This is a genomic window from Geodermatophilus sp. SYSU D00708 (assembly GCF_054050115.1).
Genome location: NZ_JBJGYS010000045.1, coordinates 1 through 12,117 on the forward strand (window position 1 = coordinate 1; position 12,117 = coordinate 12,117).

The 12,117-nt window shown below is 76.7% G+C and carries 12 protein-coding genes and 1 rRNA gene; 10 read left to right on the forward strand and 3 right to left on the reverse strand.

Going from position 1 to position 12,117, the window contains the following annotated elements; all coding sequences use genetic code 11:
• The first annotated feature begins 3 nt into the window (after positions 1-3).
• From rrf to ACI79D_RS23630, 3 genes are all read left to right on the forward strand, one after another.
• Positions 4-120: ribosomal RNA gene (gene rrf / locus ACI79D_RS23620) — 5S ribosomal RNA — on the forward strand.
• 1,174 nt (positions 121-1,294) lie between these two features.
• Complete coding sequence (locus ACI79D_RS23625) at positions 1,295-2,191, forward strand: tetratricopeptide repeat protein (protein ID WP_456920969.1); 897 nt, start codon at positions 1,295-1,297, stop codon at positions 2,189-2,191.
• 99 nt (positions 2,192-2,290) lie between these two features.
• A complete protein-coding gene (locus ACI79D_RS23630; RefSeq protein WP_456920970.1) occupies positions 2,291-2,650 on the forward strand; it encodes a single-stranded DNA-binding protein in 360 nt (119 codons plus the stop codon).
• A gap of 7 nt (positions 2,651-2,657) precedes the next feature.
• Here ACI79D_RS23630 and ACI79D_RS23635 read toward each other — a convergent pair whose 3' ends face one another.
• On the reverse strand, positions 2,658-3,968 hold the full coding sequence (locus ACI79D_RS23635; protein ID WP_456920971.1) for a DUF1015 family protein: 1,311 nt from the start codon (positions 3,966-3,968) through the stop codon (positions 2,658-2,660).
• Positions 3,969-4,076: 108 nt separating this feature from the next.
• Here ACI79D_RS23635 and ACI79D_RS23640 point away from each other — a divergent pair, with 108 nt between their 5' ends.
• Positions 4,077-4,472, forward strand: coding sequence for a tetratricopeptide repeat protein (locus ACI79D_RS23640; protein WP_456920972.1), 396 nt, complete (start codon positions 4,077-4,079; stop codon positions 4,470-4,472).
• On the forward strand, positions 4,469-5,554 hold the full coding sequence (locus ACI79D_RS23645; RefSeq protein ID WP_456920973.1) for an HAD-IIA family hydrolase: 1,086 nt from the start codon (positions 4,469-4,471) through the stop codon (positions 5,552-5,554). Before ACI79D_RS23640 ends, ACI79D_RS23645 begins: the two co-directional genes overlap by 4 nt.
• A 96-nt stretch (positions 5,555-5,650) precedes the next feature.
• Here ACI79D_RS23645 and ACI79D_RS23650 read toward each other — a convergent pair whose 3' ends face one another.
• The gene (locus ACI79D_RS23650; RefSeq protein WP_456920974.1) at positions 5,651-5,968 is read right to left on the reverse strand and encodes an alkyl sulfatase C-terminal domain-containing protein; all 318 of its coding nucleotides are present in this window, start codon (positions 5,966-5,968) and stop codon (positions 5,651-5,653) included.
• A 327-nt stretch (positions 5,969-6,295) separates the two neighbouring features.
• Between ACI79D_RS23650 and ACI79D_RS23655 the strand changes: the two genes are divergently transcribed.
• The 5 genes from ACI79D_RS23655 to ACI79D_RS23675 all read left to right on the forward strand — a co-directional run bounded on the left by ACI79D_RS23655 (position 6,296) and on the right by ACI79D_RS23675 (position 11,019).
• Complete coding sequence (locus ACI79D_RS23655) at positions 6,296-6,424, forward strand: hypothetical protein (RefSeq protein ID WP_456920975.1); 129 nt, start codon at positions 6,296-6,298, stop codon at positions 6,422-6,424.
• On the forward strand, positions 6,424-7,221 hold the full coding sequence (locus ACI79D_RS23660; RefSeq protein ID WP_456920976.1) for a TlyA family RNA methyltransferase: 798 nt from the start codon (positions 6,424-6,426) through the stop codon (positions 7,219-7,221). Before ACI79D_RS23655 ends, ACI79D_RS23660 begins: the two co-directional genes overlap by 1 nt.
• Positions 7,222-7,282: 61 nt before the next feature.
• Positions 7,283-8,317, forward strand: coding sequence for an NAD kinase (locus ACI79D_RS23665; RefSeq protein ID WP_456920977.1), 1,035 nt, complete (start codon positions 7,283-7,285; stop codon positions 8,315-8,317).
• A complete protein-coding gene (recN, locus tag ACI79D_RS23670) occupies positions 8,292-10,172 on the forward strand; it encodes a DNA repair protein RecN (RefSeq protein ID WP_456920978.1) in 1,881 nt (626 codons plus the stop codon). The genes ACI79D_RS23665 and recN overlap by 26 nt, the downstream gene beginning before the upstream one ends.
• A 130-nt stretch (positions 10,173-10,302) precedes the next feature.
• The gene (locus ACI79D_RS23675) at positions 10,303-11,019 is read left to right on the forward strand and encodes a methylase (protein ID WP_456920979.1); all 717 of its coding nucleotides are present in this window, start codon (positions 10,303-10,305) and stop codon (positions 11,017-11,019) included.
• Positions 11,020-11,160: 141 nt separating this feature from the next.
• On the opposite strand, the gene ACI79D_RS23680 is transcribed toward ACI79D_RS23675, so the two are convergent.
• Positions 11,161-12,048 carry a TetR/AcrR family transcriptional regulator gene (locus ACI79D_RS23680; RefSeq protein WP_456920980.1) on the reverse strand — a complete coding sequence of 296 codons (888 nt, stop codon included), beginning with the start codon at positions 12,046-12,048 and terminating at the stop codon, positions 11,161-11,163.
• Positions 12,049-12,117: the final 69 nt, after the last annotated feature.

Consider the following 12,117-nt stretch of genomic DNA (forward strand, 5'->3'; position numbering starts at 1 on the left):
CGTTACGGCGGCCATGGCGAGAGGGAAACGCCCGGATCCATTCCGAACCCGGAAGCTAAGCCTCTCAGCGCCGATGGTACTGCCCTGGAGACGGGGTGGGAGAGTAGGACGCCGCCGGACAACCATTGACGAAAACGGGGGTCAGAGCCACGCGCTCTGACCCCCGTTTTCGTGCTTTCTGCCATTTTTCGTCGGCACTCGTGAGTGCTGTAGTGAGCATCGAGGTACGCACACAGTCATGACTTCTCCACGTCGAGGCGCCGGTGGCGCCGGTGGACAGGGCGGTCCTCGCGGTGGTCGCGGTGGCGGTCAGGGTCGGCCGCAGCGACCGGGGACTCCCCGAAGCGGCGGCGCCACCGGCGGCCAGGGCGCCTATCAGGGACGTCGTCCGACCGGCGGCGGTCCCGCCGGAACCGGTCGCCCGAGGCGCGACGACTGGCAGGACCGGCGTCCCGGCGACGAGCGCGGTCAGGGCGGTCGCCCGGAGCGCGGTCGGGGTGAGCGGTCCGGAGGCTCGGGTGCCGACTGGCGGGACCGTCGTCCCGGTGACGAGCGCGGTCAGGGCGGTCGCCCGGAGCGCGGTCGGGGTGAGCGGTCGGGGAGCTCCGGTGGTGACTGGCGGGACCGCCGTCCCCAGGGTGACCGTCGCCCCTCGGGGCAGGGCTCGCGGTGGCAGGACCGACCGGACCGGGGCGGCGCGCAGCACCCCGGGGCCTCCCGGCCCCAGTGGCAGGACCGACGCCCGCAGCGAGACCGCCCCCAGCGGCCCGACGACGCCCGCGGAGAGTGGCGGGACCGTCGGCCCGAGGGAGACCGCCCCGACGGCGCCCGTGGCGGTTGGCAGGGCGGCCGGCAGCAGCGGGCCGGCGGATCGCAGGGGAACTGGCAGGAGCGGCGGCCCGGCGCCGGCCGACCGGCCGGCGAGCGCCGTGCGCCCGCCGCTGGAGGGCGTGGCAGCTGGCAGGACCGCAGTACGGCCGGGGAGCGCTCTCGGCGTCCTGAGGCGGCGGAGCGTGGCAGCTGGCAGGACCGCAGTACGGCCGGGGAGCGCCCTCGGCGTCCTGAGGCGGCGGAGCGTGGTTCCTGGCAGGACCGGGGCGTGTCCGGGGAGCGCCCTCGGCGTCCTGAGGCGGCGGAGCGCGGCTCCTGGCAGGAGCGTCGTCCGCAGCGGGCAGCTGGTGCCGGTGGTGCACGGGGGGACTGGCGGGACCGTCGTCCCTCCGACGACCGGCGCGGGCGTCCGCCGAGGGCCGCCGGCGCCGACCGCACACCGCCGGCACCGACCGGCCCGGCGGTGCCCGAGTGGGCCGATCCGCGGGACCTCGACCCGTCGGTCCGGCAGGCTTTGCGGGGCCTGGACCCGCGCAACGCCACCCGGGTGGCGGAGCACCTCGTCACGGCGGGCACGCTGGTCGACGAGGACCCGGTCGAGGCGCTGGCCCACGCCCGTGCGGCGCGTGACCGGGCCTCGCGGATCGCGGTCGTGCGGGAGGCCGTCGGGGTGGCGGCCTACCACGCCGGTGACTACGCCGAGGCCGCCCGGGAGCTGCGGGCCTACCGGCGGATGAGCGGTGACGAGGTCTACCGCGCCGTCCTCGCCGACTGCGAGCGGGCCCTGGGTCGGCCGGAGGTGGCGCTGCGTCTGGTGCGTGAGTCGCTGGACGAGGGGCCGGACGCCGCCGAGACCGTCGAGCTGCGGCTGGTGGAGGCCGGTGCACGGCAGGACCTCGGAGAGCTCGCGGCAGCCCGCCTGGTGCTCGAGGACGCGCTCGGCGGCCGTCCGCGCCCGGAGTCGGTGGACCTCACCGACCCGGGCGTGCTGCGGCTGGCCGGCGCCTACGCCGACCTGCTGGCAGCGGCGGGGGAGGATGGGCCGGCGCAGGCCTGGGCTGCGGCCCTCACGGCGCACAGTCCCGTGGAGCTCGAGGTCGAGTTCTCCGAGGAGGAGCTCCCCGTCGAGGAGGAGCTCCGGGCCGAGGAGACACTCCCCGCCGCGCGGGCACCGGCCGACGACGACGTCGCCCCGGAGCCGGGTCCGGCTGCGTTCGTGGAGCCGGGTCCTGCTGCCTTCGTGGAGCCGGTACCGGCCGCGGACGACGAGCAGGAACTCGACCTCGACGACGACATCGAGGCCGAGGTGGCCGAGCTGCTCGGCGAGATCGAGCCGCCCGAGGGCCCCGCGCAGCACTGACCACGGACATCGGCCCGGCGTCCGTCCACACCCACCGCGGTGTTCCACAGACGGGCGCCGAGCCTGTGCCGGGGGCGCGCCGGTCGCGAGGCTGCCCTCATGAGCGTGGCAGTGATCGACCGGAACGACGTCGTGCTCCGCGGGCGGCTGTCCGCCCCCGCGGAGCTGCGGACCCTCCCCAGCGGGGACACGCTGGTGACCTTCCGGCTGGTGGTGCGCCGGCCGGAGCCCCGGGCGCGAGGGCAGTCGGTCGACGTCCTCAGCTGCATCACCTACGACCGGGCGTTGCAGCGGCGGGTCGCCGCCTGGGAACCGGGTGACGTCGTGGAGATCGAAGGGGCGCTGCAACGCCGCTTCTGGCGGACGCCCAACGGCACCGCGTCGGTGTGCGAGGTCAACTGCCGACGGGGGCGGAAGGTGCCGCGATCGTCCGCCGGGACGACGGTCGCGAGCGCGTGACCGGCGGTCAGTCCGTGTGCGGGCGGAGGACCAGCCCGGTCCGGGGCTTGGGGACGAACAGCGTCGACTTCCTGGGCATCCGGGCACCTGTGCGGGCCACCGCGGCCACGTCCGCCGGCGACGGGGCCCGCAGCAGGACGGCGACGCCGTGCCGCGCCCGCGCCTCGGCGAGCGCCTCGTCCACCGTGTGCACGACCACGACCGACCGCGGGTCGTCGCCGCGTTCCCACAGCCGCTGGAACAGCCCGTGGTGAGCGAGCACGACGTCGAGCGCCCGCCACGCGGCCGGTGCCCCCGCAGGGGCGGTGGCCCGCATCTCCTCCGTCGGGTCGCTCAGCCGCAGCAGGCGGCGGCCGTCGGTCACCAGCAGGCCGGACACGCCGGGCTCGGCCAGCCAGCCGCGGGCGGTGTCGGGGACGCCGCCGTCCGGCACGGTGAACTCGTCGACGGTGAAGCCGCCGGCAGCCCGGTCCAGCGCGTCCTCCAGCGGGAGGTCCGGCACGACCCGGTGGATGCCGTGCACCCGCAGGCCGCCCGGGCCCATCGGCGTGACCAGGGCGAGGATGGCCTGCGCCCCGGGGACGCCGGAGGAGGCTCGGGCGTGGGCCTGTGCGGCGGCGAAGCGGTGGTGCCCGTCGGCGATGACCGCACCGGTACGGGCGAGGGCGGCCTGCACCCGGTCCAGGAGATCGGTGTCGGTGACCCGCCACAGGGCGTGCCGCACGCCGTCGCCGTCGACCACCGCCAGGGTCGGCTCACCCTCGCAGGCGGCGGCGGTCAGCTCGGGCAGTTCCGGGTCCGGGTCGTGGGCCAGGATGATCGGCTCCAGGTCGGTGCCGGTGGCGGCCAGCAGGGCACGGCGTCCCTCCACGGCAACCGGATAGGTGTCCTCGTGCGGAAGGACGGCCCGGGAGCCGGCCGACGGCAGGCCGACTGCGGCCAGCCAGCCGACGGTGGCCGCCCCGTCCGGCGGCCGCATCTCGTACACCCACATCGCAGGGGTCGCGTCCCGCTCCAGGACGCCCCCGGACTCCCAGTCCTGCAGCGTCCGGGCCGCCTGCTCGACCGACCGGCGCAGCGCGTCCGCGGCGGTGTTCCCCGGTGCTGCGGCGACGCGCGGGAGGATCAGCCGGACGACGTTGTGCGGATCGGCCTCGGCCAGGCGGTCCCGCCCATCCGGCGTCACCAGGTCGTAGGCTGGCGAGCTCACCCGGGCCAGGTGCCCGGGGTCTCGTTGCCGGTAGGTCAGGGCGCGGAAGGGCCGGACCTCGAGCCCTGTCGCTGCGGGGTGCGGGGAGTCCGCCGTCGACGAGGGCACGATGGGGATCGTAGGAGCGGTGCCGCCCGGTCCGCCGTCGCGGCCGGTCCCGACCAGGGACCGGCGGTGCGCGCGCCGACGGGGAGCACCCGGACCGAGGGGGCAGCAGTGGACGACACGGGGGCTCCCGAAGGCGGGGTGTACGAGTGGTACCAGCGCGGGCTGCACCTGCTCGCCAATCGCGATCCGGCCGCGGCGGCGACCATCCTCGCCCGCGCCAGCGAGGCCGAGCCCGGGTCGCGCAGCCTGCTCGAGGCACTGGCCCGCGCCCAGTACGACGCCGGCCGCTACGACGAGGCGATGGTGACCTTCCGGGAGCTGATCAGCCGGAACCCGACCGACGACTACGCGCAGTTCGGCCTGGGGCTGGCCGCGAGCCGCGCCGGGGACCTGGACCTGGCCGCCGAGCACCTCGCGCTCGCCGTGGCCATGCGTCCCGACGTGACCCACTACTCGCGGGCGCTGCGCGGCGTTCGGGCCCGGCGCTCCGGGGCGACCTCGTGAGCGGGCTCCTGCAGCCGTCCCTGGCGACCGGGACCACGGAACCGCCCACCGCGGTCTACGACGTGGCCCTCCTCGACCTCGACGGCGTGGTCTACGTCGGCCCCGACGCGGTGCCGGGTGTGCCCACTGCCCTGGCCGCCGCCCGCGCCGCCGGGATGCGGCTGGGGTTCGTCACCAACAACGCGGCCAGGACGCCGGAGGAGGTGGCCGGCCACCTGACCGACCTCGGCATCGCGGCCGCGCCCGGTGACGTGATCACCAGCTCGCAGGCAGCCGCCTCGGTCGTGGCGCAGCGGCTGGGCGCGGGGGCGCGCGTGCTGCCGGTCGGCGGCCCCGGGGTCGCCGCGGCGCTCCGGGCGGCGGGGCTGACCGTGGTGGAGCGCGCCGAGGACCTCCCCGCTGCGGTGGTCCAGGGCTACGGGCGGGACGTCGGCTGGGCGCAGTTGGCCGAGGCGGTCGTCGCGGTGCGCAACGGCGCCCAGCACGTCGCCACCAACACCGACGCGACCATCCCCTCACCGCGCGGTCCGCTCCCGGGCAACGGCGCGATGGTCGGGGTGGTCGCCGGCGTCACCGGCCGGACCCCACTGGTCACCGGCAAGCCCGATCCCGCCATGCACGCCGAGTGCGTGCGCCGCACCGCCGCCCGCCGACCGCTGGTGGTCGGAGACCGGCTCGACACCGACATCGAGGGGGGACGGCGGGCCGGGGCGGCCAGCCTGCTGGTGTTCTCCGGCGTCACCGATCCCGCGGCCCTGCTCGCGGCCGGGCCGCAGCGCCGGCCGGACCTGCTGGCCGCCGACGCCTCGGGGCTGCTCGACGTGCACCCGGCGGTCGTGCGCGACGGCGGTGCCTGGCGCTGCCGTCACTGGTGGGCGCGGCCCGTCGGCGAGGGCGGCCCGCTCCAACTGGGCTGCGACGACGGATCGGCCGAGACGGGCGACGGGGGTGCGCTGGACGGGCTGCGCGCCCTGTGCGTCGCCCACTGGGTCCAGCACCCCGACGAGGCCGTCACCGCAGCGGTCCGGGCGGCCGACGAGGGCGCCGCCGCGGTGCTCGCCCGCTGGTCGCTGGCAGGCTGACGTGGCGACGGAGGAGTCTGGGCGCGCCGCGGCGGAGCACTCGCCCGGGAGCCGGCGGTGCCGGGCCCGCCGGCTGCCCGGGACGCGGCGGGCGGCTCAGACCATCTTGCGCAGCCGCAGCAGGTCGCGGAGGCCGGCCTCGAGCTTCACCCGCCCCGTCGCCCACGCCGGACCGAACGACAGCTGTCCGTCGGTGAGCGCGACGAGGTCGTCACTGGTCATGGTGAGCCGGATGTCGGCCTTCTCCAGCGACTGGTCCTCTGGTTCGGCGCGCAGTTCGTGGACCCGTCCCCGGGCCAGCCGACCGCGGACGACCTGTCCGAGGTCGGGCAGCCGGCAGGACAGGCTCCGGTCCAGGCCCTCCGCTGCCGGGCTGGCCGCGAGGTTGCCCAGCACGCTCTTGAGGGCGGTCATGCACTGTTCCATCGTGGCCACGCGGGCAGGCCTCCACGGTGAGAAGGGACGGGGCGGGCGGAGGCTATCCCCGGCCGGTGAACCGTGCCCGTCGTCCCCGGCCGGTAACCTCGCCAGCCGGGGACCGATCCCCGTCCAGTGCTCCGCGGCGAGCGCCTCCCCATCCTTGCGGCGCCGCCGCGACCACCACTCCTCGAGAGGCGGACGATGACCGAGCCGAGTCGACCGCGACCGGTGCCGGGACCTCCTCGGTCCGGCCCGCGTCCGCCGGGCGGTGCGGTCCCGGTCCCGGGTCCGGCCGTCCCCGTCGAGCAGGACGCGACGACCGTGCCCGCGCCGCAGGAGGCTGCGCGCTTCGCCGACCTCGACCACCGCCCGGTCGCCGAGCACGTGGCCGTGTTCGAGGCCGAGCACGCGCGGCTGCAGCGCGAGCTGGCCACGATCGACCAGCTCTGATGGTCCGCCGCAGCCGGCTCGACGCGGAGCTCGTGCGGCGAGGGCTGGCCCGCTCCCGCGAGCACGCCGTCGCGCTCATCGCCGAGGGGCGGGTCGCCGTCTCGGGGCGGGCCGCCACCAAGCCCGCCACCGGCGTCGACGCCAACACCCCCGTGGTCGTGCGCACCGACCCCGACCAGCCCAGCTGGGTGTCGCGCGGCGCGCACAAGCTTCTCGGCGCGCTCGAGGCCTTCCCGGTGAGCGTCGCGGGCCGGCGAGCCCTCGATGCCGGGGCCTCCACCGGTGGCTTCACCGAGGTGCTCCTGAGCCGGGGCGCCCGGGAGGTGGTCGCGGTGGACGTCGGCTACGGCGAGCTGGCCTGGTCCCTGCGCACCGACGAGCGGGTCACCGTGCTCGAGCGCACCAACGTCCGGTCGCTGACCCCCGAGCAGGTCGGCGGCCCGGTGGACCTCGTCGTCGCCGACCTGTCGTTCATCTCGCTGCGGCTGGTGCTCCCCGCGCTGGCCGCCTGCGCCACCGCCGAGGCCGACCTGCTGCCCATGGTCAAGCCGCAGTTCGAGGTCGGCCGGGAGCGGCTCGGCGCAGGCGGGGTGGTGCGGGATCCCGCGCACCGGGAGTGGGCGGTGCTGGACGTCGCCCGGGCCGCCGCCGACCTCGGGTGGGGCACGGCCGGGGTGGTCGCCAGCCCGCTGCCCGGGCCCGCCGGGAACGTCGAGTTCTTCCTGTGGTTGCGCCGGGACGCCGGGCCGCCCCGCGAGGAGGACGCGCACCGGGCGGTCGAGGAAGGACCATCGTGAGGGAGCGCGCGAGCGCAGCCGTGCCGGCACCGGAGCCGGCACGCACCACCGAGGAGGCACCGTGAGCGAGGTCAGCCCCGCCCTGTGGGCGCCGAGCGGCAGCCGGCACGTCCTGCTGGCCGTGCACACCGGCCGGCAGGACATCGTCGAGCTCGCCCGCAGCTCAGCCGCCCGCCTGGCCAAGGCCGGCATCACCGTCCGGCTGCTCGAGGAGGAGGCCACCGAGCTCGGCATCGAAGGCGCTGAGGTCGTGCCAGCGGACGCCGAGGCCGCCCGTGGGGCCGAGATCGTGATGGTCTTCGGCGGCGACGGCACCTTCCTGCGGGCCGCCGAGCTGGCGCGCTACAGCAACGCCGCGCTGATGGGGGTCAACCTCGGCCGCGTCGGCTTCCTCGCCGAGACCGAGCCCGAGGCGGTCGAGGAGACCCTCACCGCCATCGAGCGGTGCGAGTACTCCGTGGAGAAGCGGCTGGCCATCGAGGTGGACGTCCTCGACGCGACCGGCTCCGTCGTCGGCGGGACGTGGGCGCTCAACGAGGCGTCGGTGGAGAAGTCCGAGCGGTCCCGGGTCCTCGACGTCGTGCTCGCCATCGACGGGCGGCCGCTGACCAGCTTCGGCTGCGACGGGATCCTGTTCTCCACGCCGACCGGCTCCACCGCCTACGCGTTCTCCGCGGGCGGCCCGGTGGTCTGGCCGGACGTCGAGGCGATGCTCGTGGTGCCGTCGAACGCCCACGCGCTCTTCGCCCGGCCGCTGGTCACCTCGCCGGACTCGGTGCTCACGGTGGCCATCCCCTCCGACGGCAACCGGGCGCGGGTGTCCGCCGACGGGCGGCGGGCGCTGGAGGTGCCCGAGGGCGGGCGGGTCGACGTCCGCCGGGCCGCCCGGCCGGTGCGCATCGCGCGCGTGCACGCGACCACCTTCGGCGACCGGCTGGTGGCCAAGTTCGGCCTGCCCGTCCGCGGGTTCCGCGACGCGCGCCGGCACGACCCCGGGCACGAGCTGATCCCCACCCGCAACGTGCTCACCCGCGGCTTCGTCCGCGGGAACCCCGGGAAGGAGGGCCGCGGTGGCGGCACGGACGACGACGCGTGAGAAGCGGGCGCCCCGGTCGGGGAAGCCCGCCGTCGAGGAGCGTGGCCCGGCCGAGGTGTCGGCGGACGCCGGAACGGCCCCGGCCGCCGGTGACGTCGCGCCGGCGGAGGACCACCGGTTGGGCCGGCTGACGGAGCTGCGCATCCGCGGCCTCGGCGCCATCGACGACGTCACCCTCGAACTCGGTCACGGGCTCACCGTCGTCACGGGGGAGACCGGCGCCGGCAAGACCATGGTCGTCACCGGCCTGACCCTGCTCTTCGGTGGGCGCGCCGACCCCGGGCGGGTGCGCGCGAACGGGCGGGCGGGGGTCGAGGGAAGGCTGGCCCTCCCGGCCGACTCGCCGGTGTGGGAGCGGGCCGCCGAGGCCGGTGCCGACCCCGACGACGACGGCAGCCTCATCCTCGCCCGCACGGTGAGCGCGGAGGGCCGGTCCCGCGCCCACCTCGGTGGGCGCAGCGTGCCGGTCGGCGTGATCGCCGAGATGGCCGAGGGGCTGCTCGCCGTGCACGGGCAGAGCGACCAGCTGCGGCTGTCCCGCCCGGCCGAGCAGCGGCGCGCGCTGGACCGCTACGCCGGGCCGGCGCACCTGGAGCTGCTCGACCGTTACCGCGCGGCCCACGCCTCCTGGCGGGAGCTCGCCGCCGACCTCGACCGCCGCCGCGGCCAGGCCCGCGAGCTCGCGCAGGCCGCCGACGTCCTGCGCCACGGGCTCGAGGAGATCGACGGGGTGGCTCCGCAGCCGGGTGAGGACGAGGAGCTCGACGCGCAGGCGCGCCGGCTCAGCGACGCCGACGCGCTCCGGGCGGCCGCCGACGAGGCCCGCATGGCCCTGGTCGGCGACGTCACCGGCGACCTCGGCGGGGATGACCTGCCGCAGGACGCCGCCGCGGCGCTGGCCATCGCCGAGCGCGCGCTGGCGGCGTCCGACGACCCCACCCTGGTGATGCTCGCGCAGGACCTCGCCGACGCGGTCGCCGTGGTCTCCGACGTCGCCGGCCAGCTGGCCGGCTACGTGGCCGACCTGGACGCCGATCCCGCGCGGCTGGCCGAGGTCCTCGACCGCCGGGCGGCGATCACCGCCCTCGTGCGCAAGTACGCCGACGCCGGGGAGGGCGTCGGCGGGGTGCTGGCCTGGGCCGAGGACGCGCGCAGCCGGCTGGCCGAGCTCGACGTCTCCGACGAGGCGCTGGAGGCGCTCGAGGCCGCCCGCGACACCGCGCGGGCCGAGGTCGACGAGCTGGCCGCCCAGGTCTCGGCGGGACGGCGCGCGGCCGCCGACGGGTTCGCCGCGGAGGTCGGCCGGGAGCTGGCCGGGCTGGCGATGAAGAGCGCCCGCGTCTCGTTCTCGATCGACAGCCACCCCGACGAGCCCGGCCCCGAGGGCGTGGACGAGGTGGCGCTGCTCATGGCCGCCCACCCCGGCGCCCCGCCGCGGCCGGTGCACAAGGGCGCGTCCGGCGGTGAGCTCTCCCGGGTCATGCTCGCCATCGAGGTCGTCTTCGCCGGCGCGGACCCGGTGCCGGTCATGGTCTTCGACGAGGTCGACGCCGGCGTCGGCGGCCAGGCCGCGGGCGAGATCGGCCGGCGGCTGGCCCGGTTGGCCCGCGACCACCAGGTCGTCGTGGTCACCCACCTGGCGCAGGTCGCCGCGTTCGCCGACACCCACCTGGTCGTGGACAAGTCCCCCGACACCGGTGCCGGGGTGACCGCCACCGACATCCGCGCCGTCGACGGCGAGGACCGGGTGCGGGAGCTGGCCCGCATGCTCTCCGGGCTCACCGACAGCGACACCGGCCAGGCCCACGCCCGGGAGCTGCTCGCGGTCGCGGCGACCGCCCGCGCCGCGGCCTGAGGGCCGCGTCGCCCGCGCGGGCGACGGCAGGAGTGGACGTCGGACGGCCGGGGTAGGGGTCGGTCGTGCGCAACCGAGCTCGGGTCGACGACGACCGCCTCGCCCCCCGTCCGACCGCCGGCGCCGCCCGGTGAGCTGCTTCTCGTCCGCCGACGAGTCGGCGCACTACGGGTTCTCCGTCTGCATGCTGCTGCAGCAGTACCGCGAGCAACTGGGCTGGGCGAAGGAGGGCGTCGTCGAGCTCGGCACCGGTGACGCCACCGCGATCGCCGACGTCGTCGCCGGGCTGCCCGAGCTGCGGGTGCGCAGCTTCGACATCAGCGCGCCGTCGGTCGAGACGGCCCGCGAGAACATCGCCGCGCGCGGGGTCGCCGACCGCTACACCGTCGAGCTCGGCGACTTCTTCGACCGCGCCGACTCCGCGGGCGGTCCGCAGGTGTCGACGGTGATCGCCAACCCGCCCTACATCCCGGCGCCGGACCGCGACATCCTCATGCCCGAGCTCTGGGGCGGGGTGCACGGCAACGACCTGGTCCTGCAGCTGCTCAAGGCCGGCTACCGCAACGTGGTCGTCGCCGTCGCCAGCTACTCCGACCCGGAGACCACCGTCCGCACCGCCGGCGACCTGGGCTACCGGGTCGCCAACTTCCTCGCCATGGGTCTGGACTACGGCTCGTACAGCGCCGAGCCCAAGGTGCGCGAGCACATCCGCCGGTTGTGCAGCGAGGGCCGCGGCTGGGCCGGCGAGGACGAGTACATGGTCGCCGTCGCGCTGTTCACCCAGGACCCGGACCTCCCCGGCGACCGGTCCACCCAGCTCCTGCGCGCCCTGCAGATCGGTAGCTGACCCGGACGGTTCCCTGAGGGAGCCGCGCTGCGAGGCGGTCTGAGGAGTGGGGGCCGGAGGTTCCCGCGACGAGCGCCGGACAGGGCTCGACGCACGCCGGGGACGGCACGTGACCGCGGTGCGGTCCGGAGGACCGCAGCGTCACCGACGCTTGGCGTACCCCGCCAGGCCGAACTGCAGCAGCGCCAGGCCGCGCTCGCCGCGGGCCCGCAGCTCCGCGGTGAGCTCGGGACCGGTGACCCCCGCGAGCACGCGGTCGCGGGCCAGCTCCAGCAGCGCCGCGTACAGGCCGAGAACCGAGTGGGCCGCCAGCCACGGGGCCAGCTCCCCGGCCTCGGCCCGGGTCTCCTCGGCGATCAGCTCGGCCAGCGCCCCGGTGAGCTCCCCGAGGATCTCCCGCTCGCGCACCTGCAGCGTGTGGCTGCCGCGGATGATCCGCGCCATCTCGGCCACCCCGGCCGCCGCCTCGGGCGCTCCCAGGCCGCTCATCGCCCGGACGACGAAGGTGCCGGCGGCCGCGGTGACCGACTCGCCGGCCGGCCGGGTCCGCACCGCGTCCAGCAGCGCCGCCCGCATCGGCGGGTCGGCCTCGAAGACCAGCCCCTCCTTGACCGGGAAGTGGTTGAACACGGTCTTCTCGACCACGCCGGCGCGCTGGGCGATCTCCACCACGCTGACCGCGTCGAACCCGCGCTCGGCGAACAGCTCCGCTGCGGCGTCGACGATCGCGGCCCGGGTCTGCTGGCGGCGGCGCTCGCGCAGGCCCGGGCCGCGCCGGGCGCGCCGCCCGCGGCGGCCCCGCGCGGCCGGCTCGGCGTCGGCCGCGGGCGAGGCGTTCGCGGACACCGCCGCGGCGCCGGGCAGCGGCGGCGGGGGAGTGTCGTGCGGGGCAGCGTCGTGCGCGTCGTCGTCCGGGGCGGCGTCGTCGTCGTGAGCCGAGGGCGCGACGTCGCCCGCCGCGGGCGGGACGTCGGTGCGCAGGTCCTCGTCCTCGTGCGTCCGGTCGATCGCATGCGCCCCTCGTGTCACCCGCGCAACGCTAGACAGCGCCGATGGGGAGCCCGGTAGGGCCACCGCGACCGGCGTGTCCGGCGTGTC